The sequence below is a fragment of the Latilactobacillus graminis DSM 20719 genome (assembly GCF_001436415.1).
GTDB classification, from domain to species: Bacteria; Bacillota; Bacilli; order Lactobacillales; family Lactobacillaceae; genus Latilactobacillus; species Latilactobacillus graminis.
The window spans coordinates 68,471-94,858 of the sequence record NZ_AYZB01000006.1; the positions used below are offsets into that span (position 1 = coordinate 68,471).

At 41.0% G+C, this 26,388-nt stretch carries 23 protein-coding genes and 1 riboswitch; of the genes, 4 read left to right on the forward strand and 19 right to left on the reverse strand.

Annotated features, from left to right (window positions below):
• Window positions 1–15: 15 nt before the first annotated feature.
• The 9 genes from FC90_RS03345 to FC90_RS03385 all read right to left on the reverse strand — a co-directional run bounded on the left by FC90_RS03345 (window position 16) and on the right by FC90_RS03385 (window position 9,418).
• Entirely contained in the window at window positions 16–273 is a 258-nt protein-coding gene (locus FC90_RS03345; protein ID WP_057907896.1) for a DUF1507 family protein, read from the reverse strand.
• A gap of 113 nt (window positions 274–386) precedes the next feature.
• Window positions 387–2,222: a translational GTPase TypA gene (gene typA / locus FC90_RS03350; RefSeq protein ID WP_057907897.1), complete on the reverse strand. Its 1,836-nt coding sequence runs from the start codon at window positions 2,220–2,222 to the stop codon at window positions 387–389.
• Window positions 2,223–2,374: 152 nt separating this feature from the next.
• Window positions 2,375–3,166: an inositol monophosphatase family protein gene (locus FC90_RS03355; RefSeq protein WP_057907898.1), complete on the reverse strand. Its 792-nt coding sequence runs from the start codon at window positions 3,164–3,166 to the stop codon at window positions 2,375–2,377.
• Between the two features lie 17 nt (window positions 3,167–3,183).
• Complete coding sequence (locus tag FC90_RS03360) at window positions 3,184–3,465, reverse strand: UPF0223 family protein (RefSeq protein WP_057907899.1); 282 nt, start codon at window positions 3,463–3,465, stop codon at window positions 3,184–3,186.
• Window positions 3,466–3,629: 164 nt separating this feature from the next.
• Window positions 3,630–5,036: a dihydrolipoyl dehydrogenase gene (lpdA, locus tag FC90_RS03365; RefSeq protein WP_057907900.1), complete on the reverse strand. Its 1,407-nt coding sequence runs from the start codon at window positions 5,034–5,036 to the stop codon at window positions 3,630–3,632.
• Between the two features lie 7 nt (window positions 5,037–5,043).
• Window positions 5,044–6,339, reverse strand: a complete 1,296-nt coding sequence (locus tag FC90_RS03370; RefSeq protein ID WP_057907901.1) for a 2-oxo acid dehydrogenase subunit E2 — start codon at window positions 6,337–6,339, stop codon at window positions 5,044–5,046.
• A 29-nt stretch (window positions 6,340–6,368) separates the two neighbouring features.
• Window positions 6,369–7,346 carry an alpha-ketoacid dehydrogenase subunit beta gene (locus tag FC90_RS03375; protein ID WP_057907902.1) on the reverse strand — a complete coding sequence of 326 codons (978 nt, stop codon included), beginning with the start codon at window positions 7,344–7,346 and terminating at the stop codon, window positions 6,369–6,371.
• A gap of 1 nt (window position 7,347) precedes the next feature.
• Window positions 7,348–8,457 carry a pyruvate dehydrogenase (acetyl-transferring) E1 component subunit alpha gene (pdhA, locus tag FC90_RS03380; RefSeq protein WP_057907903.1) on the reverse strand — a complete coding sequence of 370 codons (1,110 nt, stop codon included), beginning with the start codon at window positions 8,455–8,457 and terminating at the stop codon, window positions 7,348–7,350.
• Window positions 8,458–8,758: 301 nt separating this feature from the next.
• A complete protein-coding gene (locus FC90_RS03385) occupies window positions 8,759–9,418 on the reverse strand; it encodes a hypothetical protein (RefSeq protein ID WP_057907904.1) in 660 nt (219 codons plus the stop codon).
• Between the two features lie 222 nt (window positions 9,419–9,640).
• A riboswitch (M-box (ykoK) riboswitch) is annotated at window positions 9,641–9,806 on the reverse strand.
• Between the two features lie 113 nt (window positions 9,807–9,919).
• Here FC90_RS03385 and def point away from each other — a divergent pair.
• Window positions 9,920–10,471 (forward strand): peptide deformylase, encoded by a 552-nt coding sequence (def, locus tag FC90_RS03390; RefSeq protein WP_057907905.1) that lies wholly within the window; start codon window positions 9,920–9,922, stop codon window positions 10,469–10,471.
• 82 nt (window positions 10,472–10,553) lie between these two features.
• Here def and FC90_RS03395 read toward each other — a convergent pair whose 3' ends face one another.
• Genes FC90_RS03395 through FC90_RS03405 form a run of 3 tightly spaced genes read right to left on the reverse strand, consistent with a single transcriptional unit; the run spans window position 10,554 to window position 14,562 of the window.
• Window positions 10,554–12,323, reverse strand: coding sequence for an ABC transporter ATP-binding protein (locus tag FC90_RS03395; RefSeq protein ID WP_057907906.1), 1,770 nt, complete (start codon window positions 12,321–12,323; stop codon window positions 10,554–10,556).
• Entirely contained in the window at window positions 12,310–14,049 is a 1,740-nt protein-coding gene (locus tag FC90_RS03400) for an ABC transporter ATP-binding protein (RefSeq protein WP_057907907.1), read from the reverse strand. Before FC90_RS03400 ends, FC90_RS03395 begins: the two co-directional genes overlap by 14 nt.
• Window positions 14,050–14,076: 27 nt before the next feature.
• Complete coding sequence (locus FC90_RS03405) at window positions 14,077–14,562, reverse strand: hypothetical protein (RefSeq protein ID WP_057907908.1); 486 nt, start codon at window positions 14,560–14,562, stop codon at window positions 14,077–14,079.
• A gap of 196 nt (window positions 14,563–14,758) precedes the next feature.
• On the opposite strand from FC90_RS03405, the gene FC90_RS03410 reads away from it, so the two are divergent.
• The 3 genes from FC90_RS03410 (at window position 14,759) to FC90_RS03420 (ending at window position 17,740) form a co-directional block, all read left to right on the forward strand.
• Window positions 14,759–14,971, forward strand: coding sequence for a DNA-directed RNA polymerase subunit epsilon (locus FC90_RS03410; RefSeq protein WP_057907909.1), 213 nt, complete (start codon window positions 14,759–14,761; stop codon window positions 14,969–14,971).
• A gap of 4 nt (window positions 14,972–14,975) precedes the next feature.
• On the forward strand, window positions 14,976–16,664 hold the full coding sequence (rnjA, locus tag FC90_RS03415; RefSeq protein ID WP_057907910.1) for a ribonuclease J1: 1,689 nt from the start codon (window positions 14,976–14,978) through the stop codon (window positions 16,662–16,664).
• 128 nt (window positions 16,665–16,792) lie between these two features.
• Entirely contained in the window at window positions 16,793–17,740 is a 948-nt protein-coding gene (locus tag FC90_RS03420) for a diacylglycerol/lipid kinase family protein (RefSeq protein ID WP_057907911.1), read from the forward strand.
• A gap of 78 nt (window positions 17,741–17,818) precedes the next feature.
• Here FC90_RS03420 and FC90_RS03425 read toward each other — a convergent pair whose 3' ends face one another.
• The 7 genes from FC90_RS03425 to FC90_RS03455 form a co-directional block, all read right to left on the reverse strand.
• Entirely contained in the window at window positions 17,819–19,030 is a 1,212-nt protein-coding gene (locus FC90_RS03425; RefSeq protein ID WP_057907912.1) for a GNAT family N-acetyltransferase, read from the reverse strand.
• A 42-nt stretch (window positions 19,031–19,072) separates the two neighbouring features.
• Window positions 19,073–21,565: an SF1B family DNA helicase RecD2 gene (gene recD2, locus FC90_RS03430; protein ID WP_404804636.1), complete on the reverse strand. Its 2,493-nt coding sequence runs from the start codon at window positions 21,563–21,565 to the stop codon at window positions 19,073–19,075.
• Window positions 21,566–21,574: 9 nt separating this feature from the next.
• On the reverse strand, window positions 21,575–22,234 hold the full coding sequence (locus FC90_RS03435) for a tetratricopeptide repeat protein (protein ID WP_057907914.1): 660 nt from the start codon (window positions 22,232–22,234) through the stop codon (window positions 21,575–21,577).
• A gap of 11 nt (window positions 22,235–22,245) precedes the next feature.
• Complete coding sequence (locus FC90_RS03440) at window positions 22,246–22,905, reverse strand: histidine phosphatase family protein (RefSeq protein ID WP_057907915.1); 660 nt, start codon at window positions 22,903–22,905, stop codon at window positions 22,246–22,248.
• 197 nt (window positions 22,906–23,102) lie between these two features.
• Window positions 23,103–24,437 (reverse strand): FAD-dependent oxidoreductase, encoded by a 1,335-nt coding sequence (locus FC90_RS03445; RefSeq protein ID WP_057907916.1) that lies wholly within the window; start codon window positions 24,435–24,437, stop codon window positions 23,103–23,105.
• Between the two features lie 268 nt (window positions 24,438–24,705).
• A complete protein-coding gene (gene mnmA, locus FC90_RS03450; protein ID WP_151886750.1) occupies window positions 24,706–25,845 on the reverse strand; it encodes a tRNA 2-thiouridine(34) synthase MnmA in 1,140 nt (379 codons plus the stop codon).
• A gap of 178 nt (window positions 25,846–26,023) precedes the next feature.
• Window positions 26,024–26,371, reverse strand: a complete 348-nt coding sequence (locus FC90_RS03455) for a DUF1831 domain-containing protein (RefSeq protein ID WP_057907918.1) — start codon at window positions 26,369–26,371, stop codon at window positions 26,024–26,026.
• Window positions 26,372–26,388: the final 17 nt, after the last annotated feature.

Genomic DNA, 26,388 nt, shown 5'->3' on the forward strand with positions numbered 1-26,388 from the left:
CACCTAATTTCTATTTCATTCGTATTCGGTTTGCCCAATTTGATTGACGCACTCTTCCAAATCACGTATCAAAGTTGTCCCTTGCGCGGCACTAATTAATTGTAGCCGTTTAACAAAATCGATTTCGCGTGAAAAACCAAACAGTTGGATATTAATAACCTCCTCCACAATCGGACATTGCTTCCGACAAAAAGATGCCATTTGCGTGCACAATAACTGATAGGTACGCTGCGCATCTGTTTCTAAAGTGAGATAAGTTACTGTTTTTTTCAATCATTATTCAAGGCCTACTTAATCATTATTAAAAAGCATACTCCGGGCACTATTATACCATAATTAACCACAAAAAACGGTAGCCTAATGGCTACCGTTTTTGTAGTTAATGACTAACCTCTTTTACGTTTCTTATCAGCTTTTGTCCGTAACCCAGTATCAAGAATCTTCTTACGTAAACGAACCGAAGTAGGTGTTACTTCACAGTATTCGTCATCGTTTAAGAATTCAATTGATTCTTCGAGTGACATTTCTTTAGGGGTCTTGATAGCAGCTGAGTGATCTTTACCAGAAGCACGCGTATTCGTTAAATTTTTACCCTTAGTAACGTTTACAGCAATATCTGTATCGCGGCTATTTTGCCCAACAATCATCCCTTCATAAACATCAACGCCAGCACCGATGAATAATTGGCCACGATCTTCAACTGATTGTAAACTATAAGTTGTTGATGAACCAGCATTGATTGAAACTAATGCACCGTTACGGCGACCTGGTTCCCAATTTTTAATGACTGGCATGTATTTTTCGAAGGTGTGGTTCATAATTCCGTATCCACCGGTCATCGTTAAGAATTCTGTTGAATAGCCGATTAACCCACGTGAAGGTGCTAAGAAAGTCATCCGTGTTTGGTTATTGGCATCACTTTCCATGTTTTGCATTTCACCTTTACGTTGGGCCATTGAGTCGATTACTGAACCTGTATATTGGTCAGGGGTGTCGATTTGAACCATTTCGAAAGGTTCACAAGTTACACCATCAATCTCCCGATAAATAACTTCTGGACGTGATAATTGTAATTCAAAACCTTCACGACGCATCTCTTCAACTAAGATTGAAAGATGCAATTCTCCACGGCCAGAAACAACCCATGCGCCAGCCTTGTCTGTGTCTTCAACTCTTAATGAGACATCAGTGTGTAATTGATGACGTAAACGTTCTTCAATTTTGCGACCAGTAACAAATTCTCCTTCACGGCCAACAAATGGTGAATCATTAGCAGCAAAAGTCATTTGTAAAGTTGGTTCATCAATACGCAAAATTGGTAATGCTTCCTGGTGATCAACTGGTGTGACAGTTTCCCCAACATAGATATCTTCCATCCCAGAGACAGCGATTAAATCACCAGCTTTTGCTTCTTGAATTTCAACACGGTCTAAACCAATGAAACCAAAAATCTTTGTTACTCGGAAATTTTTAGCAGAGCCATCAAGTTTCAAAACAGAAACCTGATCACCAATCTTGATTGTCCCCCGTGACACACGGCCAATCCCAATCCGGCCAACATAGTCATTGTAATCCAACATAGCTACTTGGAATTGAAGTGGTTCATCACTATTGTCAATTGGCGCTGGAATTGTCTCTAAAATAGTATCAAAAATTGGCACCATTGTATGTTCTTGTGAATCTATATCAGCTTTAAGGCTTGATGTACCATTAATCGCACTTGCGTAAACAACTGGGAACTCAAGTTGATCCTCGTCTGCACCAAGTTCGATGAATAATTCAAGTACTTCATCAACCACTTCTTCAGGACGAGCACCTGGGCGGTCAATTTTATTGATAACGACAATTGGTGTTAGGTGTTGATCTAAAGCTTTTTTCAAAACAAAACGAGTTTGAGGCATTGTCCCTTCAAAAGCATCAACGACTAACAATACACCATCAACCATTTTCATAATCCGTTCCACTTCACCACCAAAATCGGCATGGCCTGGTGTATCTAAAATATTAATTTGTTTACCATTATATTTAACGGCAGTGTTTTTTGAAAGAATTGTGATACCACGTTCTTTTTCGATATCATTTGTATCCATTGCACGGTCAGAAATTTCTGCATGACCATCCAATGTATCTGATTGTTTTAACATTTCGTTAACTAAAGTTGTTTTACCGTGGTCAACGTGGGCGATAATTGCAATATTACGAATGTCTTCTCTTTTTTTCAAGTGTTTCAGCTTCCTCTCGCTAGTGACTTGACTAGTGTTGTTTGTCTCATGTATACAAGCTATTATTTTACCACAAAAAAATGGGTTGTGCTTTATATATTAGCTTTTTTTTGAAAATACACAAGCTTTTTTCATGAAAATTTAATTATTTTTTACGGGTTTAAATCATTCATAATCGTAATAATTTCATGTATTGCTTGCTTTGGCGCGATAATCATCCCTTCTTTTTGCATCATGGAAACCGGTTGACCGTTAAACTGTAAAACTTGAAAACCTAACGTCTCGGCCAAAACACGACCTGCAGCAATATCCCATGGTGCCAATTTCGAGATATAAGCTAGTACCTGTCCTTTGACTAAGTGCGCAAATGTAATCCCGGCACTACCATATATCCGTACACCCGAAGATTGACGGAGTATATCTTGTAAATGCAACTCATTAGTAACCATCATCTGTGTATTTACACAAATCAAACCCTCTTGTAACGGATTATCGATGGCATCTTTGAGGGCCGTCTCATTTTCAAAAACACCGAGTTGTGTACCACCCCAGAATAGTTGATCTGCCATCACATCGTAAATAATTCCAAATAGTGGCTGTCCATCTTCATAAACACCAACCATAATGGCGAAATTCGCCCGTTGTTTCACAAAATTCATGGTGCCATCAATCGGATCAATAAAAAAAGTCAGCCCCTGTTGCCAATCATCAGGTACCTCACCAGCACCTTCTTCACCCACTAATTGTGCGTTCGGATAAGCCGTCTTAATCTTTTCAGCTAAAAAAGTTTGATTAGCACAGTCGACATTAGTCACTAAATCATTAGGTCCGGATTTGATGTTGACTGTTAGTGGCTGTTTGATTTGTGCGCGGGTATAGGCAGCTGATTCAAGAATCCACTTTTGTAGCGAGCGGCTTAACTGATACAATGCTTCTTGTTCCATTTTTTCATCCACTTTCACTAATTAAGCGTCATTTTAATTTGGGGCCGACTACTTTGTTTGGCAGCCTGCATACACCGATAGATTGAATAGCCTGACGCTTCCGAAAAGGCCTTATCAATTTGTTTTTCTTGCATCTTACTTTGAACGACCACTTTGAAATCACGATAAGCAACTTGTAAATCAGCAACTTTCGCCCCAAATTCATAAGCTTGTTCAACGAGATTATATAATCGCATGACTTGGACAACTTCAGCGGACGTCCAGTCGGGTTCTATGGGGTAGCTATAGTTCGTTTGCATAAACGCTCCTAAACTTTACATAAATTTGCACCAGTTTCAATTTAAATGATGCCATTAATCTCCCATATTATAACGCATTTTTTTAGCGGCTGTCGATTCCTTTTAGAAATAGCGGTATCAAAAAACGACGCACTCAACTGGTGCGTCGTTTTTTTAACTATTTTTTAAATATGAATTGGTAAGCCTAATGCTAATTCGGCATCATCCATAATCGCTTCACTTAACGTCGGATGAGGATGAATGGTTAAAGCAAGGTCTTCTGCGTTCATTCCTGATTCAACCGCTAACGTCAATTCAGAAATTAAATCACTCGCACCAGCCCCAGCAACTTGAGCACCAAGTACTGTGTTATCATCTGCGTTCGTAACTAACCGTACAAAACCGTCGGTATCCGCTAATGATAAGGCACGGCCATTGGCTGCAAATGGAAATTTGAACCCTTTGGCGTCAATCCCGTTGGCTTTAGCTTCAGTAACTGTTAACCCTGTCGTCGCCAATTCAGGATCCGTGTAACAAACGGCCGGCATTGCATGATAATCAACCGTTACTTTTTTTCCAGCAATAGCTTCTGCCGCCACTTTAGCTTCATAACTTGCTTTATGCGCCAAAGCTGCTCCAGCAACGATATCACCAATCGCATAGATGCCCTTAACGTTAGTTTGGCCTTGTTGATCGACTTCGATCAAACCACGATCAGCCATCTTAATACCGGCTTGTTCAAGTCCCATTTCGTCGGTATTTGGCCGACGACCAACAGTAACCATCACATAATCGGCAACAAGTTGTTCTTCTTTGCCGCCGACTTCATACTTAACCGTCACATTTTGATCAGTTTCAACAGCTTCTTTTGCCATAGCGCCAGTAATCACATCGACGCCTTTTGCCTTAAAATTCTTTGTCACCAATTGCACCATATCTTTTTCGAAGTTAGGTAAAATCGAATCCGTCCCTTCGAGAATCGTCACATGTGCACCTAAGTTGGCATAGGCCCCTGCTAATTCGGAGCCGATATAGCCACCACCGATGACCACTAATTCTTTTGGTACTTCCGTTAAGCTTAAACCACCAGTTGAATCAATGACCCGTTTATTAAATTTGAAGCCTTTAATTTCAATTGGACGACTACCAGTAGCAATGATTAAATTTTTAAAACTGTACGTTTGTGCACTCTCTTCTTTAATCACGCGTAAGCTATGTTCGTCCACTAAAAAGGCTGCGCCGTCTAACACATCAATCTTGTGTTTTTTGAACAACATTGAAATACCACCAGTTAGTTTTTCAACAACCTCATGTTGTTTCCAGTCTTGCGTCTTCGCAAAATCCAACGTCGCTCCAGTAGTCGTCACACCAAAGACAGATGAATCTTTCGCCGCTTGTAATCGATGGCCAGCAGAAATCAAAGCCTTGGAAGGAATACAGCCAACGTTTAAACACACACCGCCGATTGTTTCACGTTCAATCACGGTTACTTTTTGACCCATTTCGGCCGCGCGAATTGCCGCAACATAGCCCCCAGGTCCCGAACCGATGACTACGGTATCTAATTCAATTGCAAAATCACCTACAACCATTTTAAAATCATCCTTCCATCAATAATAGCTCTGGATCGGCTAATAATTCTTTTAATTCGTTCATCGCACGTTGCGCAGTCCCACCATCAATTAAACGATGATCAAATGATAGTGATAATTTCAAGATTTTCCCAACAGCCAACTCACCATCAGCGTTGACAATTGGTTCTGTCCCGATTCGGCCAACCCCTAAGATTGCGACTTCAGGGTAGTTGACAACCGGTGTAAACCAACCGCCACCAATTGAGCCGATATTACTGATCGTCATTGAACCGCCACTCATTTCAGCTGGTTTCAATTTGTTATCCAATGCTTTTTGCGTATTTTCGCCAATTTCTTTAGCGATGGCAAAAATACTCTTGCTATGAGCATCCTTGATATTTGGCACATAAAGGCCATGATCTGTATCCGTTGCAATCCCGATATTAATATAGTGTTTATAAATAATTTCGCTGGTTGCATCATCAATTGACGCGTTCAAAGTTGGGAAGTCGCGTAAGACAGTCACCAAAGCTTTAACGATGTATGGTAAGAAGGTTAACTTAATGTCCTTTTTAGCCGCTACATCCTTGAATTTCTTACGATGTGTCATTAATTTAGAAACTTCCACTTCATCGAACAAAGTAACGTGTGGTGCAGTGTGTTTGCTTGTCACCATTGCTTTGGCAATTGCTTTACGCGTTGGTGACATCTTTTCACGTGTTTCCCGTTCTGGTGTAGCTGAGGTGTATGGTGTCGCAGCAACTGGTTGTGCAGCTGGTATTGTTGGTTGTTCTGCTGTCTCTACAGCAGGTGTTGTCGTTACAGCGCCATTTTGCATGAAGTTTTGCACGTCTTCTTTAGTAATCCGGCCATGTTTACCAGTGGCTGGCACTTGACTGATATCAACATCGTTTTCACGTGCGAATTGTCGAACGGATGGCATGGCTAAAATCGTCCGATTTTGATCACTAATCGCAACTACTGCTTGACTACTTGGAGCCGTTGTTTTAGCTGGTGTTGATTCTGACGCCATAACTGGTGCTTGTTCAGCAGATGTTGCCGTTGCTGTTGCCGAATTGTGACCTGGAGCATCAATTTCGACCAATACTTGGCCGACAGTCGCCACTTCACCTTCGCCGACTAGGATTTTAACAACTTTCCCACTAACCGGTGATGGGATTTCTTCGACGGATTTGTCATTTTGAACTTCAAGTAAAACATCGTCTTCTTGAATGGCGTCGCCTTCTGCAACTGCCCATTTTTGAATTTCGCCTTCTGCAATCCCTTCACCAATATCTGGTAATTTAAATTGATATGCCATACGTCTAACGTCCCTTCTTTCGTTATCGACTAAAAGTTAATAACTTCTTTGACCTTGTTTTCAATATCAGTTGCATTTGGTAACCAAGTTGCTTCAGCTTGTCCAAATGGGAATGGCGTATCTGGTGCTGAAACACGCGCAATTGGGGCTTCTAATGAGAGAACAGCCCGTTCTGAAATTTCAGAAGCAACTTGTGCCCCAACACCAGCTTGTCTTTGTGCTTCTTGAACAATGACTACCCGCCCGGTCTTTTCGACTGAAGCGACAATTGTTTCAACATCTAATGGTGCAATTGTCCGTAAATCAATTACTTCAGCTTTAATGTTTTCTTTAGCTAGATTTTCGGTCGCTTTAACAGCTTCTCTCACCATTGCACCATAAGTGATGATTGAAACATCCGTCCCTTCAGTAACCACAGCCGCTTTGTCAAGTGGTACTGTATAGGATTCATCAGGCACTTCTTCACGGAACGACCGGTATAATTTCATGTGTTCAAGATATAAAACAGGATCGTTTGAACGAATCGCAGCAATTAATAAACCCTTGGCATCATATGGATTACTTGGCACAACTACCCGAATTCCTGGAATTTGCGTAATCATCCCTTCAAAATTATCCGAATGCATTTCTGGAGTATGCACGCCACCCCCAAATGGAGCCCGAACTGTGATTGGCATCTGACGGGTATTGCCCATCCGATAACGCGTTCGAGACATCTGACCAGCAATTGAATCCATCGTCTCAAAAACAAAACCAAAGAATTGAATTTCTGGGACTGGTCGAAAGCCCTCTAGCGCTAATCCAATGGATAAACCACCAATCCCAGATTCAGCCAACGGTGTATCGAAAACGCGCTCTTCACCATGCTTGGTCTGGAGCCCTTCGGTGGCCCGGAAGACGCCACCATTCTTACCAACATCTTCCCCAAAAATCAAGACATTCTTATCATCTGCAAGTTCTAAATCCAGCGCATTTGTAATTGCTTGAATCATCGTTTTTTGTGCCATCTTAATTCGACTCCTTTGCACTGTATTCTGCGATTTGTTCTTTAATGTTTTGTGGTTGATCTTCAAACGTGACATTCAAGAAATCTGTGACTTTTTGTTTAGGCGCAGCATCCGCTTCGTTGATTGCTGCTTTAATATCTGTTTTAACTTGTTCAATCAATTGATCTTCTTGATCTTGTGACCAAAGTCCCTTATCGGTCAAGAAACGGCGCATTCTAACCAGTGGATCACGTTTCAACCAAATGTCGTCCGTTTCTTTAGTCCGATAACGGGTTGGATCATCTCCTGATAACGTGTGTGGTCCGTAACGATAGGTTAACGTTTCAATTAAAACAGGTCCGTTGCCGGCAGTTGTAAAAGCACGCGCTTCTTTCATTACTTCATAAACTGCTAGTGGGTCCATTCCATCAACTTGAATGGCAGGGATTCCAGCTGCAACCCCTTTTTGAGCCAATGTGACAGCAGCTGTTTGCTTTTCGCGTGGGACCGAAATGGCAAAGCCGTTATTTTGAACAACGAAAATGGCTGGTGCTTTAAAAGCGCCCGCAAAGTTCAAGCCTTCATAGAAATCCCCCTGCGAAGTCCCACCATCACCGGTATAAACGTAAACAGCATTAGCTGATTGGCGTTTCTTCATCCCGACTGCAACGCCCATGGCTTGAATATATTGTGCACCAATAATGATTTGTGGTGGCATAGCTTTCAAAGATTCGGGATACTTATTACCATCAATATGACCACGGGACCATAGAAATGCCTGTGACAACGGTAGTCCATGTTGCACTAATTGTGGCACATCCCGGTATCCAGGGAATAAAAAGTCGTCTTTAGTCATTGCAAAATTACTTGCTAATTGACTCGCTTCTTGTCCTGCGGTTGGTGCATAAAATCCTAACCGACCTTGGCGGTTTAAAGCAGTTGCTCGTTGATCAAGCACGCGCGACCAAACCATTTGTTGCATCAATTCAACTAATTGATCATCACTAAGATTGGGCATCAATTCCGGCTGAGTGACTTGTCCAGCCGCATCTAAAATTTGAATGGTTTTAAAATCTTTACTTTCGTCACTCAATAGTTTTTCAAAATTAACCGCAGCTTTATGATTGGCCATAGTATCCATATCTCCTCTTTCGAAAACTGTTTTAATATCGATGTATATCTGTATTAATTATGCATCTTTACAAGATTAATTTAGCATTTCACATTATAAAATGCAAGCGTTTTACACATTTTATTAATCAACATTATGCTTCCTGATTTTCGTTGTATCGATCCCATTAATAATTCACCAAAAAATTAATTTCAACACTGTTATATCACAATCGATAGATCTGTTATATAATAGCGCTGAAAATACGTAAAAAAAGAGTCTGCATCAGCAGACTCTAAATGTTATTTAAATTAAGATAGTTCTATGCCAAAACCGGTTGGGGTATCTCAGCATTACCAGCATGTACTAAGAGCTTACGCACAACTCTAATTACTGGCTTAACTTGTTGCCCACCTGATCTTGACACTTGGCTGCCGTGCCAATTGGCAGCATTAATGACAACTTTAAGATTTCCAAGATTCACTAATTTAATCATTGTCAAAAATATTGTCCCAACAACCAAGGCTGCCAAACCCATGAATACAAATTGATTAACGGCTAAGACTGTACTAAATAAAACAAGTGCTATCAGGGCCACCATGAAAGTATTTCTGATTTTAATTTTGGGCGCTTGCGTTTTGTTTGGAGATGCGTCTAATACAACGCCATGAGTCGCTTCAGTCACCACTTGATTGGCTTCAATTAAATTTACAGCTTTGTCGATCGTTGCAACTGCTACAGGTGTTACTTCACTCGCCGCTAAGACCAAGATGTCACCGGAAACAATTTGATCAGCCCCAACTATCCGTAAAAAACCGTCTCGCATAACGCTGACGTATACCTGTGAATTATCTAATACGGTTAATCTTTTAGCAGCTTCCAATGACGTTAAGCCACTTGGCCGCGTTCCTAGTAAGCGCATTAACATCCCACTACTGATAGTCTCGTTGAAATTAATGTCTTTTCTTAATTTTTTTTGCATCGTCTTCGACACTCCTTCCTCTAAAGGAAGTCGTCGTATACCGCTAGCTAATTGCTGGCAGTAAAATGACAGACCACCTCGAATGATCATCATCGCTACTATTTACAGGTCCTTCAGCTGTGTTTATCATTTTACTCACCAGACTTTCAATTGTTTAAATTTAGTTTATCGCTTCCACACATAAAAAAAGACGCACAACAATTGAGCGTCATCCATTCATCATGGCGTTCCCAATCGTTCAGTTTTAGCACTATATGACGTAGAAAACATGTTCAGCTACGTTAGAAAAAGCCTTCATTGGCAGTTTCAGTTGACTCAATTGGCATCTCTCGATGTTTCTGAGTAGCAGCGTTTGTTCATATAGGAGCCTCACCTAACGGAAAAGCGATATATCTATAACTCTATAGTACCGGTTTCACAGTAAGAGGTCAAGCGGTTCATTCCGTTTTTTTATGATTTGTGCTAGAATAAACTGTGATGAATTAATCGGAGGTCTTAATTGTGATATTAATGAAAGATATTATCCGCGAGGGTAACCCAACGCTTAGAGAAGTTGCTGCACCGCTCACTTTTCCATTATCAGATAAAGAACGTCAATTAGCTGCAGATATGATGGCATTTCTAGAAAATAGCCAAAATCCTGAACTTGCTGAAAAATATCATTTACGCGCAGGCGTCGGTTTAGCCGCCCCACAAGTTGATGTTTCTAAACAAATGTCGGCCGTCTTGGTCCCCGGACCTGATGGGCCCATCTTTAAAGATGTAATTATCAACCCAAAGATTATTAGCCATTCTGTTCAAAATGCCGCGCTTGCTGAAGGCGAAGGCTGCTTATCAGTTGATCGCGAAGTCCCAGGGTTTGTGCCACGTCCTGATCGTATCACGCTTCGCTATCAAGATTTAGAGGGAACCACCCACAAAATTCGTTTAAAGAACTACCCTGCAATCGTATGTCAACACGAAATTGATCATTTAAATGGAATCTTATTTTTTGATCACATTAATAAACAAGACCCATTTGCAGCACCTGATGATCTGTTAATTATTGAATAGTAACGCGCCTTGGGTTTAAATTCGGGTTGCTCCAGCTAAATTCATAAAAAGGTTGCCATCTCATGAAGAGATGGCAACCTTTTTATGTTTGACTCGCTGTTTGAGTTACAGCAAATTGACTATTATATAAATTAGCATAGACCCCGCTAGCTGCTAATAGTGAATCGTGCGTGCCTTGTTCTACAATCTGTCCTTGATCCATCACTAAAATCAAATCCGCATCACGAATCGTTGATAGCCGATGTGCAATCACAAAGCTGGTTCGGCCTTGCATGACTTTTTCCATTGCTTTTTGCAATAAGCCTTCCAATCGCGTATCAACTGAGCTAGTGGCCTCATCCAGAATCAAAACGTTGGGGTTGGCAATCACCGCCCGGGCAATCGTGAGTAGTTGCTTTTGCCCAAGCGAAACATTACTTGCCTCTTCATCAATAACCATTTGGTAGCCATTGGGTAAAGTATGAATGAAATGATCAACATTGGCAGTTTTGGCGGCATCAACCACCTCATATTCCGTCGCATCTAACTTACCGAATCGAATATTATCGGTAATTGAAGCGTGATATAGCCAAGCATCCTGAAGTACCATCCCAAATTGCCTACGAACTTGTTGCTTACTTAATTGCTTCGTATCAACACCGTCAATACGAATTGTCCCTGAGGTAACATCATAAAAACGCATCAATAAATTAATCATAGTAGTCTTCCCTGCACCAGTCGGACCAACAATCGCAATTTTATCACCTGGATTAGCAGTGAAACTTAAATGCCGAATCAGTGGCTTGTCCGGATTATAACTAAAACTAACATCATTAAATTCGACTTTTCCTTGGACTTTTTGAGGCAGAACAGCCGTTTCCTGATCAGTAACTTCAACTGGTTCGTCGAGAATTTCGAAAACTCGGCCAGTTGCAGCAGCGGCGGATTGAATCACTCCAGATAACTGTGTAATTTGTGAAATTGGCTGGTTCACTTGCCAAATATATTGAATAAAAGCTTGTAAATTACCAACTGAAATTACACCATGTAAAACATAATAACCACCCAACGTCGCCATTGCCGCATAGGTCATATTAGTCGTCAACCCAACTAGTGGCATCATTAATCCTGAAACAAAAGCGGCCTTAAACCCAAATTCGGTGAGTCGATCAGTAATTTTGGCAAAATCGTCAATCGCCCGTTCTTCTTGCCCGTAAAGTTTCAAAACACTGAAACCACCATAGTGTTCTTGTACAAACCCGTTCATTTCACCCAATGTGTTTTGTTGACCTCGAAAATACGGCTGCGATTTTTGAATCACGTGTCTTGAGATTAACAAAGATGTTGGAATCATAATCAGTGATAATAACGCCATCCAAATATTAATAGTCACCATCATAATCACGGCCGTAATAATCCCCAAAATGGAGGTAACGACTTGGATTAGGCTCTGCTGCAAAGCATTGGTAATTGCGTCCACATCATTTGTAACACGCGACAAAATATTACCTTGTTGTTGCGCATCAAAAAAACGGACTGGTAGCGCATTAATTTGCAAATCAATATCCCGCCGTAGATCCCGCATCGCACGCTGAACCGCTCGGGTCATCCAAAACGAGCCTAAAAACATGGTTACTTGATAGAGTAATGCAAAACTAAGAATCATCGCAATTACTTTGGTAATGTAACTAAAATTAATGGCAACATGTTGTGCTAAATTACGACTAATTTCAGTTACAGCAAGCCCCATAATCACTGGCCACAAGGCATTAGCGAGTACTGAAATAACAGTTGCGACAATCGCAAGCCAAAACGTCACTTGATATGGCCCAATGTAACGCATTAGACGCTTAAGTTCCCTAATATTTTTCATCGAGTTCCTCCTGTGATAACTGTGATGCCGCAATCGCCCGATAAATCTCGTTATCTTTTAATAATGTCTGGTGCGTGCCAATTCCGACAACTTGTCCTTCATTCAAGACCACTATTCGATCAGCACTCCGAATCGTCCCTACGCGCTGAGCTACAATTAAGACGGTTACCGCTTTGGTAATTGGTTTTAACGCACTTCGCAAGGTAGCATCCGTTTTATAATCCAATGCCGAAAAACTATCATCAAAGATGTAAAGTGCAGGACGCCGTACAATCGCTCTGGCAATCGCTAACCGTTGTTTTTGTCCCCCAGATAAATTACTCCCGCCTTCCGCTAAATAAGTTTGTAGGCCATCTGGTTTTTCAGCCACGAAAGTGTCTGCCTGGGCAATCTTTAAAGCTGCCCATAATTCTGCATCGGTCGCATTGGGATTACCATATCGCAAATTTTCGGCAATTGTGCCCGTAAACAAGACTGCTTTTTGTGGAATAAAACCGATTTTTTGTCGCAATGCTTTGAGCTGGTAGTCGCGGACATCATATCCATCAAGCTTAATCGCACCACGCGTTACATCAAAAAAGCGTGGAATTAATTGAATTAAAGTCGATTTGCCACTCCCGGTACTGCCAATGAAGGCCACGGTTTCACCAGGATGAGCCTGAAAGGAGACATCCCGAATTACCGGACTTTCAGTCGGCCCAGGATAGGCAAATGAAACGTTATCAAACACTAATTCCCCTTGGGTTTCAGTGATCGTCACGCTATCTTCTTTTTCTGAAATATTAATTGGTGCATTTAGAATTTTTTCAATTCGATTAGCCGAAACGGCAGCCCGTGGGTACATCATAAAAACACTAGCAAATAGCATGAATGAAAATAGTACATGAAATATATATTCAATAAAAGCAATTAACGTCCCGACAGCTAAATTACCAGTATCAATCTGAACGGCCCCTTGCCAAATGATTAAAACAAACACAATGTTAAAAATAAATGAAAAACCAGGTTGGGCTAAAGCAACCAGTGTAAACAGCCGTACTGAGCTTTGACTATAATCATCATTAACTTTTCTAAAACGTAATTTTTGAAATTGTTCACGGACAAACGCTCGAATCACACGAATCCCGGTTAAATTCTCACGAAGATTTAAGTTAATCGCATCTAAATTACGTTGTTGCTCTGCTGACATGGGTTCTGAAATGCGCCCAATTAGCACTACTCCGGCTAGTAAAATTGGAATCGCTGCAAAGACAATCCATGATAATGATTGACTGGTACGTACGATCATAAACGCACTTGCCACAATCATCATCGGCGTCATAAAGCCAGTCCGCAAAACTTGTGTCATAAATTGCATCACTTGAAACGCATCATTGGTGGTCCGCGTAATTAACGAAGACACACCAAACTCGCCATATTCACTATGTGAAAATTGCATGATTTGTTTAAAGATATCATTGCGCATATCTCGCACAATATTGGTCGTTAATCGGCTCCCAGTGTATGCTAAACCAATCAATCCAATGAGCCCAATTAAACAAATTCCGACCATTAACAGACCAAATTGCCACACTGGTCCAAAGATATGTTGATTGATTCCCTTGTCAATAATTTGACCCAGTAAAGTTGGTAAGCCTAATTCGATTAAAATAAAACCAAATACACAGATAAAGTTCCAAAATAATAATTTCTTATAGCGGATCGTATAGCGCCACATTAGTTTCATAGGTGCAAACTCCTTATAACTTCAAATTTAAATTTCGACTTGTGCCATATCTTTAACATACTCGATTGTTTCGCGATTAACAATAAAAGCAACATCAAAATGTAATCGTTCCTCCAAAAACCACACATCCGTTACCAATAAAGCCGGATAGCGGGGACTAACAGAAGCAATCCTTCGCTCATATGCCACCGCATTAAGTTGCTTTTCAATAGCAGCTGCGACAGTCTTCAAGGCTTCAGACGTTTGGCGGATCGGAACTTGATATTCAAAGACCATCACGTTGTTGCCCCAAACTTCAGTTGGTAAGTTTGAAATCAGTTTGGCTTGCGGTGCATAAAAATCCGGCTGGTTCACTTGCAATTTTTGATAAGCGACAGTTACGATTTCATCCGCAATTGCTTGGCTACTGTGCTGTAAAATACGCATCGCTTTTTGACGCCGTAATCGACTAATCATCCAAATTAAAAAAAACGCTAACGCAATCCCAGTAACAGCCGATAACCAAATAATCATAGCAATCCTCCTCTTTGTTGATGTCTGATTAAGATAATTATAACCGAATCAGAGCAATCACGCTATTTAGAGCACGTTGCTCAATGTATACTTTAATGAAAAGTTATGCTAAAATATTCTTAAATGTTGAGTAATCAACCCCTGGACGGTTAATCTTGCGTTTAAAATTACGCTGAATAATAAAGGAGTTTTACAATTGATTTATAAAGTACTTTTCCAAGCAGACAAAAACCAAAGTCCTCGTCGCGAGGCAACCAAATCAATCTATTTAGAAGCAGACAGCGCTGTTGCAGCGCGCCAACTTGTTGAAGACAATACTCCCTACAATATTGAATTTGTACAAGAATTATCTGGTAAGCATCTCGCTTTTGAAGAAGAATCAGAAGATTTTAAGTTAACGGAGTTTTAATTAAATGAAACTCGATATTAAAAATAATGAAACCGCCGTTTTCGCTGTAGGGGGACTTGGTGAAATCGGTAAAAATATGTATGGTGTTCAATTTCAAGATGAAATTATTGTCATTGATGCTGGGATTAAATTCCCAGAAGATGAACTTTTAGGGATCGATTATGTTATTTCAGACTACCAATATCTTCAGAAGAACCAACAAAAGATTAAAGCCCTTGTCATTACTCATGGGCATGAAGACCATATTGGTGGCCTACCTTACTTCTTACAGCAAGTACCGAATGTACCCGTTTATGCTGGTCCACTAGCACTAGCCCTTATTCGCGGTAAATTAGAAGAACACGGCCTTTTGCGGTCAACTGAACTACATGAATTAAACGAAGATACCGTCCTTAAATTCCGCAAAACAAGTGTTGATTTCTTTCGTACCACGCACTCAATTCCTGACACCTTAGGCGTGGCAGTGCATACTCCACAAGGTGTCATCGTCGAAACTGGTGATTTTAAATTTGATTTGACCCCGGTTGGCAATCAACCTTCACCTAATCTTCAAAGAATGGCGCGCTTAGGTGAGGAAGGCGTCTTGTGTTTGATGTCTGATAGTACTAACGCAGAAGTTCCTAACTTTACTAAGTCGGAACGATTTGTTGGTACGTCAATTCGTCATATCATGGAACGGATTGAAGGACGGATCATCTTTGCAACATTTGCTTCAAATATTTCACGGGTCTCACAGGCTGCGGATGCTGCGATTGCTAATGGCCGCAAAATTGCTGTCTTTGGCCGAAGTATGGAAGCTGCCGTGGTTAATGGTCGAGAGCTTGGTTATTTAAACATTCCTGATGAAGCCTTAGTCGATGCGAATGAGTTAAATTCGTTACCAGCTGATAAAGTGATGATTCTCTGTACCGGTTCCCAAGGCGAACCTATGGCAGCTTTAAGTCGCATTGCAAATGGAACTCATCGCCAGATTTCTATTCAACCTGGTGACACTGTGGTCTTCTCAAGCAACCCGATTCCTGGGAACACAATGAGTGTCAATCACGTGATTAATAAGCTTTCAGAAGCTGGTGCTGAAGTGATTCATGGTAAAGTGAATAACATTCACACTTCTGGTCACGGTGGTCAAGAAGAACAAAAATTAATGCTCCGCTTAATGAAGCCAAAATATTTTATGCCTTGTCATGGTGAATACCGGATGCAAAAAATTCATACCGAATTGGCTCAACAATGTGGTGTCGAACCAGATAATTGTTTCATTCTCGAAAACGGTGATGTCTTAGCATTAACTTCGGATTCAGCACGCGTTGCAGGTCATTTTAGTGCCGAAGATGTTTACGTTGATGGCAACGGGATTGGCGATATCGGAAATGTCGTTTTACGTGATCGGAAAATGCTCTCCGAAGAAGGCTTAGTCGTTGTGGTTGCAACCATTAACCTTGGTGAGAAAAATATTCTTGCTGGACCCGATATTCTTTCACGTGGCTTTGTTTATATGCGTGAATCTGGTGAACTGATTAGCGAAGCCCAGCGCCGCGTTTTTCGAATGATTGTGAATACGTTTAATGCAAATGCTAAAGTTACAGAAAACCAAATTCGTGAAGTCATTATCGACGGTTTACAAGACTTCTTGTTTGAAAAAACAGAACGCCGTCCAGTAATTCTTCCCATGATTATTCAAAGTACGGAATAATTATTTTGCACCAAGTCAATCGCGACTTGGCGCTTTTTTATTGTTAAATACAAGTTTTTATTGTCAAGCTATGTTAAAACCCGCTATAATGTACAATAGATTACTTTTTTCGGAAAGGCGGCTTGTTCATGCCCTCTAATCCCCACTTTTATATCATCTTAAATCAAGTTGCCGGTACCGGCCAAGGAGCACATGTTTGGCCTAAAATCAAAGCTCAATTAAACCAAAAAAAAATCCAATATGATCTCCAACTCTCTCGCTATGCAGGTCACACCTATCAACTCGCCTATCAATTTGCAAAATTCAAATATCATGATCAACTATTGCTCATTATTGGCGGAGATGGTACCCTAAATCAAGCGCTTAATGGTCTTTATAATGCTCATCGTGGGGATATTCCCATCGCTTACATTCCATGTGGTTCTGGTAATGATTTTGCGCGCGGAGTCGGTATCAGTCATGATCCTATAAAAGCACTTGAGCAAATTCTGGCAGCAAGCACACCAACTGAAATTGATCTCGGTTACTACTATGACGCCATCAAACATGATCATGGTTACTTTGTCAATAACGTCGGAATTGGTTTTGATGCGAATGTCGTTAGCACGACCAATCATTCACGCAATAAGTACCTTTTAAATCGCTTGCACTTAGGAAAATTGGCCTATGTCAGCTCGTTAATTAAGGTCTTCATGCATCAGGATGCCTTTGATGTCCTTGTGCACGCCGGGCCCAACTACCACCATTTTAAGCATGGATTCTTGGTAACAACTACCAATCATCCCTATTTTGGTGGCGGAGTCCCAATCATGCCAAGTGCAACAGTAAATAATCATCAACTTGATTTAATTGTAATTGAAAAGCTAAACCCTTTTTTCTTCTGTTATCTTTTTATCATGATGCTTTGCGGTCGTCATACTCGTTATCGGGCGGTCCATCACTTTGAAGGTCCCGAGTTAACCGTTCAAACAAGAACATTGGAATTTGGTCAAATGGACGGCGAAGAACTCGGTAGTCGAACCTTTGATGTACATTTCAGCGTCCAATCCCAAGCATTTTGGCTTAACCGTGAATAGCACATTAGATAAACAAAAGCGTTGCCGCTTAAATATAAGCGGCAACGCTTTTTTACAGTCATTATAAACCAGAAACTACTAAAAATAATCTGAAAAGTACGGTTGATCCATTGGAATAATGTTTTCGAGATTTTTTAATGCTTGACGATCGGCTTGGAGTCGTTCAATCTTCGCCAAATATGATGGACGCCGGTAACTCATCAACATTGTGGTCAGCGTTTGAATATCACATTTAATCCGTTCACCGACGGGTCGATTGGTGACTTGCACCTTTCCTTGCTCATCCCAATAGACCCCAAAAGTTCCGTTGTTCCATTCAGCTAATGGATCGGTCAATTCAATATGAAAAGCTTGTCCATCCGTTTCAAATGGGTACACTCGCAGAAACTCACGGACATCGACAATGCGGGCCATAAAATACGGTTTGATCATTTGCTCTATATCACCGTCTTCCAGTAAGAAGGAAATGGGTTCATCCTGATATAAATTACCCTTCACATGTTCAATCATCGAATAATGCGCCCCAATAAAGTTCCACAGACCAATACGGGCTTCTTGATTTAGGTAGATCATTTCTTTGATATGAAAAACTTCATTAGCAATCCAATATAACACGTAACCAGTTGGTTGTTCATGTTCATCATAATAAACACCGGCAATCCGTTCTTCTTCATTTTCCCAACGCCAATATTCATCCCAATTTAATGCATTACGAATCATCGCGCCGTGATTTTTAACGGCAAAGCGGTCATAAGTTTTAATCACGTCTTCATCATCAATATCAAGACGTTCAACATGGCCATTCACTGGTCGTTGTTTAGGTAACTGGTTATCGCGAATATCATAAGTTAAATGATCAGACATAATCTCCCACCCTTTTTTCCGATAAAACGGAATACTGTATGGGTAAAGATATGAAATCCATTGCTTGTTTTCACGCATTTTATGCAAACCAACCTTCACTAAGTCATGCATTAAGCCATGTCCAGCATATTCTGGATACGTCCCGACCCCCGTTAGTCCCCCCATATTAAAGAGCCGACCGTGAATATTCACACGGCAGTGATAGATTGCTAATTGTGAAACCAATTCATCACCATTGAACCACCCGATGACATCAGATTCCTCTAATACCGGCCGTTTAGCCCGCTCTAATTCGCCTTCTTCATAACCACTGTCAGAAACTTCCTGATCAGTTACTTGGAAAACATACCGTAATAAGTCATTAAACTGTTCTAAATGTTCAATTGTCACGGGTCTAATCTCTAAATTAGCTCGCTGGTCAACCATTGTTTCGCCTCATTTTTTGTTAGTCATTTATTTTATTATACACTATTTTGTTTTCGGCATAAAATCGTACGGTGTTACCTCAGTCATCCCAATCATGGGATCAACAGATTGTCGTGCCAAAAGAGTAGGTGTTAAGACATAACTAACTGGCGCTTCTTGAATGGTTTCATCGACTGCGACTGACGGCGTACTGGGTGACACCGGTTGGGCAACTGGGTGTGCTTCATTTTGTCCGACACTCGCCGTTTTAATCGCTGGCGTCAGTTGTTCACCAGTAAAGACGCTCTTTATGCGTTCTTTTAACGTCGTTTGCCGATTAGCGGACAGCTCGTGCGCTGCTTTTTGGAAGGCACTCGGTTCACCAACTAAGATCAATAATGATTTAGCACGCGTAACTGCCGTATAAAGCAAGTTCCGCTTAAGCATCCGTTGATATTGATTTACTAATGGCAAAATCACCATTTCAAATTCAGAGCCCTGGGCCTTATGAATTGAGGTACAGTAAGCTAGGGTAATTTTATGCCATTCACTCCGCTTATAAGTGACTTCTGTGCTGTCAAAAGCAATTGTAATCTCATCAACCTTGTCCACACTTTTTTTAGCATAAGTAATCCCCGTAATCTGTCCGATTTCACCGTTGAACACATTTTGCTCTGGACTATTGACCAGATGTAACACTTTATCGCCAATTCGGTAATGGACGTTGCCAATGCTGACTTGTTTTTTACGATCATCTAGTTTCGGATTCATGATATTTTGAATCATCGGATTCAATTGATCAATTCCGGCTGCCCCCTTATACATTGGTGCTAACACTTGAATGTCCTTTGTTTCGAAGCCACGCGCCTTCGCTTTGGTGACAATTTGTTCAATCACCGATTCAATCTGGTAAGGATTGCATTGGATAAAACTACGGTCTTTTTGCGGCTTTAATAGATCTGCTGGAAGTTGCCCCTGATTAATCTCATGGGCCAACGGAATAATCGTTGACTGATCGTCTTGTCGGTAAATCCGTTGTAACTCAACTGCCGGAATAACGTTACTTTGCAATAAATCAAAAAAGACTTGCCCGGCCCCGACTGACGGCAATTGATCCTTGTCCCCAACTAATACAACTTGCATATGACTTGGCACAGCCCGTAGTAATGAACGGAACAAGTAAGTATCGACCATCGACATTTCATCGATAATTAACAAGCCACCTTCAAGTTCTTTATTGCCCGAAACATCGGGATTATTCTCGCGGCCGGTAATCCCGAGTAAGCGATGGATTGTACTAGCAGGCAACCCCGTCGTTTCACTCATTCGCTTGGCGGCACGACCTGTTGGCGCGGCCAATAGAATCGGAAACGGGGTGTCTTTATATTCGCTAATGTCCAATGATAGACCATTTAATTCAGCATACAACGTCACAATCCCGTTAATAATCGTTGTTTTCCCAGTACCGGGACCCCCAGTTAATAAGAACGTCCGGTGGGTCATTGCGAGTTTAATCGCTTCTTGTTGCACATCATCGTATGTCATCTTGAAACGTTTTTCAAGGTGGCGGATTTCTTGATCTAAATCATGTTTGGGGTAGCTGAGCTGATCGCGTTCATTTTCAATTCGCATTAAATGGTTCGCAATTTGCCACTCCGCATTAAATAACCCATTCGGATAGATACGATTCTCATCGCCAACAACTTTCCCATCGTGCGCGAGGGCCATCAGTTGTTCAGCGACTAGGTTCGGGTCAATTGCGACATTGCGGGCTTTTTCCATCAGCTCAATACTAGCCGCCAATAATGGCTTAGCCTGGGTATAGGTATCCCCTGCTTGATTGGTTAGCTCATTTAACGCTTGCATTAACGCCCCTTGCACCCGTACGGCTGAATCAGCGGCAAACCCAAGCGTCTCCGCTAAATTATCCGCACGTTTAAAGCCAATCCCAGCAATGTCAGCTACGAGTTGGTACGGATTTTCTTGGATAACCTTCAGCGTGTCTTCATGGTAGGTCTGATAGATGTTATAGGCCATCGAACTACCAAAACCGTAGTTATTTAAGCCGATAATAATCTGTTCCATGCCATTGTTAATCGTCAGTGTTTCAACGAGTTGTGCTTGTTTCTTCGCATTTAGTCCCAAAGGTGCCAATACCGTCGGATCATCTAATATTTTGTCAATCGCGTCAATTCCAAGGGCATCCACGATTTTTTCGGCCGTTTTTTGTCCAATCCTCGTAAATTTTTCGCCAGATAAATAAGCGACTAAGCCGGCCTTAGTCGTTGGTTGGTCCACTTGATAATTATCAGCTTGGAACTGCTTGCCATACTTAGGATGCGTGACGACTTTCCCATAGAAAGTGTAGCGTTCATCTTCTTTGATGTCACCAAAACTCCCGGTCACCACGATTTCTGTTTCGTGCCAGTCAATCGTCTGATGTGCCACCTTGACGAGCAGGATTTTAAAAAAGTTGTCCGGACTCTCATAAAAAATATTCTGGACAGTTCCGGTGACAGTTGGCTTCGTTTCATTTGTCTTTACTATTTCCACAATTGCCATTCCTTATTCTTTATGTGCTTGGGCCTGCATGAAGCCTTCTATATCGATTAATTGTTGCTTATTCTTCTGGAAATAATCCGGTGCATACTGCTTTGCTTGCTCGAAATATATATCACTAGTGGCCCCTAAAACTAACTGTGTTAGGCCGTACTTGAACAACACTTCACCATTTCGCGGATCAATGGTCAATGCATTTTTTAAATAAGTTTGTGCTTGATCAAAATCACCCAAACTAGTCAAGATATCCCCAACTAAAAGATTGACGTCAAGTTGATCTGGTTGTTGCTCTTGAACCGTCAAAGCAAACACTAGTGCCCGCGAATTTTGTTCGAGTTGATGATACGTCTGTGCAAGCATATATTGAGCATCAATTGCTTGTGAGTCTTGGACCAATTGCATAAATAATGGTGCTGCTTGTTGATAAGCCTCCGCTTGATAGTACAGTGTGCCCAAGGCATAAATTAACGCATTTTCCTTTGGAAATTGAGTGAGTGCCTTTTGTAAAAGAACTTCTGCCTGTTCGAAATCCTTGAGTGTTGTTAAAAACGTCGCTAAAGTAACGTAGGCTTCTATATCATCCGGTTGCTCTTGTAAATATTGGACGAGTTCTTTAACAGCGACTTCATGCTCGCCAGCAGCCCATTTTTTTAGAATTGCTTGCACGTGATCATCTCCTATATTGTATCCGTGGCGGATAATTGCTTACTCAAAAAGTGTGTATCATTCCATTTTATTAAGTTAAATGATGCGCCTTGATCATTGGTCGTCATCGTTGTCACTGATGAATTCGTTACCCCACCGTCTTTGCGAACTTGTGCAAGAGGAGTCTTCAAAAGGGATTGCATCATTGCGACCATTGCGGCCCCATGACTAACAATTAAAATATGCGCATTCGGCTGAGCCGCCTTAACAATCGTATCAATTGCCTGTGTCGTCCGTGCAATCACTTGTTCAAAGGTTTCTCCTTTAATTTCAGTTGGATCATAGTCAGCTGGTGACTCCCGAAAGGCCTTCACGATTGCGGGGTATTGTTTTTCTACTTCCGTAAAGCGCATTCCTTCCATTAAACCCAGATTAAATTCATGGAGCGCCTCAACAACCGTAATCGGAAAATCCTGCCCTAAATCGCGTTTTAGCGCTACAGACGTTACCTGTGTACGTTTTAACGGACTCGTGTATAAATGGTCAAAATGAATCGGTTTTAAAAAATGGGCCAATTCCTCAATTTCAACGTAACTACTGGTTAATAATGGTGAATCCCCCCGCGCTCCTTGATAGCGGCCTTCTAAATTCCATTCAGTCTTACCATGGCGGATAAAATATAAGGTTGTCATGCGCTCGCTCCTTAAAATAACTTACTTTTCATTATGAAAGAGTTACGTCCTAAATTCAAGTCAATCGACTAATAAAGCACACATTCCACCATTAAAAAAAACGCTAGGATAAAAGTGTTTTTTATCCTAGCGACTTCATATATTAACCAATCTAATCGTTTTCTATCAGCTATCTCTTTTCGTTTAATGACCCACTTTTATTTGCTTTCAGTAACAGCTTGCATCGCAATTGCATTGACATAGTTGACGGGTTGGTCGTAGTTCGGTTGGAAAAACATATCCACCATCGCCAATTGGTCAATCGTCATCTTTGTTTGAATCGCCATTGAGATGATGTTAGCAGCTTGGGCAATGTCATACATACTTGTGAATGAGCCGCCCAATACTTGCCGCGTCTTCGGATCCCACGTCAAGTTCATCAATACCGGTGTCGTTGATGGCATAAAATCCGGACGATAATCTTGTTCTAAGGTGGTTGTAGCGACCTCTATCCCACGTGCTTTGGCCCCTTCAACTGTTAGGCCACTACCTGAGTAGGTGCGACCAAATAATTCAACGGCAGATGTTGCTTGGGTCCCCATATATTTTTCAGTTGGTGTTTCGATATTACGGCCAATTAATAGGCCTTGACGTACCGCATTAGTTGCTAAAGGAATATAATCGGCCTTTTGCGTTGGATTATAGAAAACTGCTGCTGAATCCCCCGCTGCATAAACATCTTTAACAGTGGTTTGCATGTACTCATCCGTTAAAATGGCACCGTTGGCTAACATATCAACTTGCTCTTTAAAAAGCCCTGTATTGGGGCGGAAACCAACACATAAAATTGCGATGTCCGCTGTATATTCATTTTTATCCGTCTTAACCGTCACTTGATCAATGCCTGAGAAGCTGACCACTTTTTCATTGAGTGCAAGCGTCACGCCATGATCACGGTAATCCTGTTCCACAATTTCGGAGATATTAGGATCAAAGTTCTTGCCGAGGGCGTGTGGTAACGCATCAATTAATGTCACTTGCTTATCAGTTGTTGCGTAAGCTTCTGCCAATTCAGCACCGATGTAACCTGAACCAATCACGATGACACTCTTTACGCTTGAGGCAGTCTTCTTTAATTCGTTGGCATGACCCCAGTCTTTACATAATTTAACGTTCGAATTATCGATACCGTCAATTGGCGGAATTACGGGTGCTGAACCCGTTGTAACAATAATTTTATCAAATTTTTCGGTTGTTTCTTCTTTAGTCACTAAGTTTTTAACACGTAATTTTTTATGATCTAAATCAGCTTCCAAAACAGTGTGCTGCATCTTCATATGAGCACCTGCTTGAGCTAACATTTCTGGATTTGAATAGAACATTTTCTTAGGATCCGCTACATGGCCGCCCACCCAAAGAGCAATCCCACATGATAAGAACGATAGATTATCATGCGTTTCATAAACCGTTACATCCCAATCAGGATGTTCTGCCAATGTTGCTTGTGTTGCAAAAGTCCCTGCATGTGTACAACCAATAACTGCTACTTTCATCATATGACCTCCTAGAAATATCTTAATAATCGATTCATCGCTCGAATTGTGAATAACAACACATATCTTGCATAACCGTATTGTACGCTATTTAGTTTTGAAAAGTCAATCTTAGCAACCCATTAAAATTATTTCACAATCAAAAATGTGTAGTATCTTATGATTTAGTCGTTGTTTGTGATTTTATTCTAAAAGCTTATTATTTTGAAGAACTTATGGCAAAAAAAGAGCTGATAAAATTTATTTTATCAGCTCTTTAATGATTTATTTAAACGTATTGTAAAGCCTTCATATCAGCATTATCGGCTGCCGCTTTATAGGCCACGTCGATTGTTCCGCCGCCTAAACACTCTGCACCGTCATAGAAAACAACTGCTTGACCAGGTGTAATCGCCCGTACTGGTGCATCGAAAACAACTGTTGCAGCTGTTGCTGAAGTCATATGAACCGTTACGCCAACGTCTTGTTGACGATAGCGGAACTTAGCGGTGCAATGAAAATCTGTCCCGTGATCAACTGGTGTAATCCAAGAAATATTACTTGCATCTAATTGATCTGCATAAAGTAATTCATTATGGTAACCTTGGCCAACATATAAAATATTCTGATCCAAATCTTTACCAACCACAAACCAAGGATCGTTTGATTGACCACCGCCACCGATACCAAGACCAGAGCGTTGACCGATCGTATAGTACATTAAACCGTCGTGTGTCCCTTTTTCAAGACCATCGACGGTCATCATCTTACCAGGTTGGGCGGGTAAATACTCGCCTAAAAACTGCTTGAAATTGCGTTCGCCGATAAAGCAAATCCCCATGGAATCTTTTTTCTTAGCAGTTGCTAAACCAGCTTCTTCAGCGATTCGGCGCACTTCCGCCTTTTGCATATGGCCGATTGGAAACATTGATTTTTGTAATTGATCTTGCGAGAGGGCACTTAAAAAGTAAGTTTGATCTTTATTGCTATCACCGCCACGTAACATGTGGGCGATGCCGTTATCGTCGCGCTCAATCTGAGCGTAGTGGCCCATGGCGATGAAATCGGCGTCTAATTCCATTGCGTAGTCTAAGAAGGCCTTGAATTTCACTTCTTTGTTACACATGACGTCTGGATTAGGCGTTCTGCCGTGCTTGTACTCGTCTAAGAAATATTCGAATACACGATCCCAATATTCTTTTTCGAAGTTCACGGAATAATAAGGAATTCCAATTTTAGAAGCAACTTTGGCAACATCCTCGTAATCTTCCGTTGCGGTACAGACACCATTTTCATCTGTATCGTCCCAATTTTTCATGAAAACACCAATCACATCATAACCTTGTTGCTTTAACAATAAGGCTGTGACCGATGAATCCACCCCGCCGCTCATTCCAACGACGACTCGTGTATTACTGTGGTCAACCACAATATCACCATCATTTCAAATAGATTCTAGTTTTCTACGATTTGAAGGTCGTGAATTCCAGTACTTACCATTATAGCAATCTTGGTTAATATTTCAAATTATAACACTCACTTTTCATAAGTTAATCAAAAAAACGGTTTACCAATCAGTCTTTGGTAAACCGCATTTGAAATAACATTTATTCTTCTTTAAGTAGCACCTCACGTGCAACCAGATTATTAATCACAAAATCAAACTGTTCAACATTCTCAGCATTTTTTTCACTCTTAAAAATATCGACTGGATGTAAGCCATCTGGTGAAGTCACCGACATCTTCAATGTCTGCAAATCTTTGGCAATCGTTATCTTTAACTTAATCGCATTGTTAAATGGTGAATTCGGATCTAATGGTCGTTCCATTTGAAAATTACCATTATTTGTGGGCACAAAGCCAACATCTCTTAAGGTATACTTTTTAACAGCGGGGTTTAGTCGATATAAAACCGTACTCCCAAGAATTGTTGCTGTTGTTTTTAATAAAGCCATCTGCCTAACCTCCATAC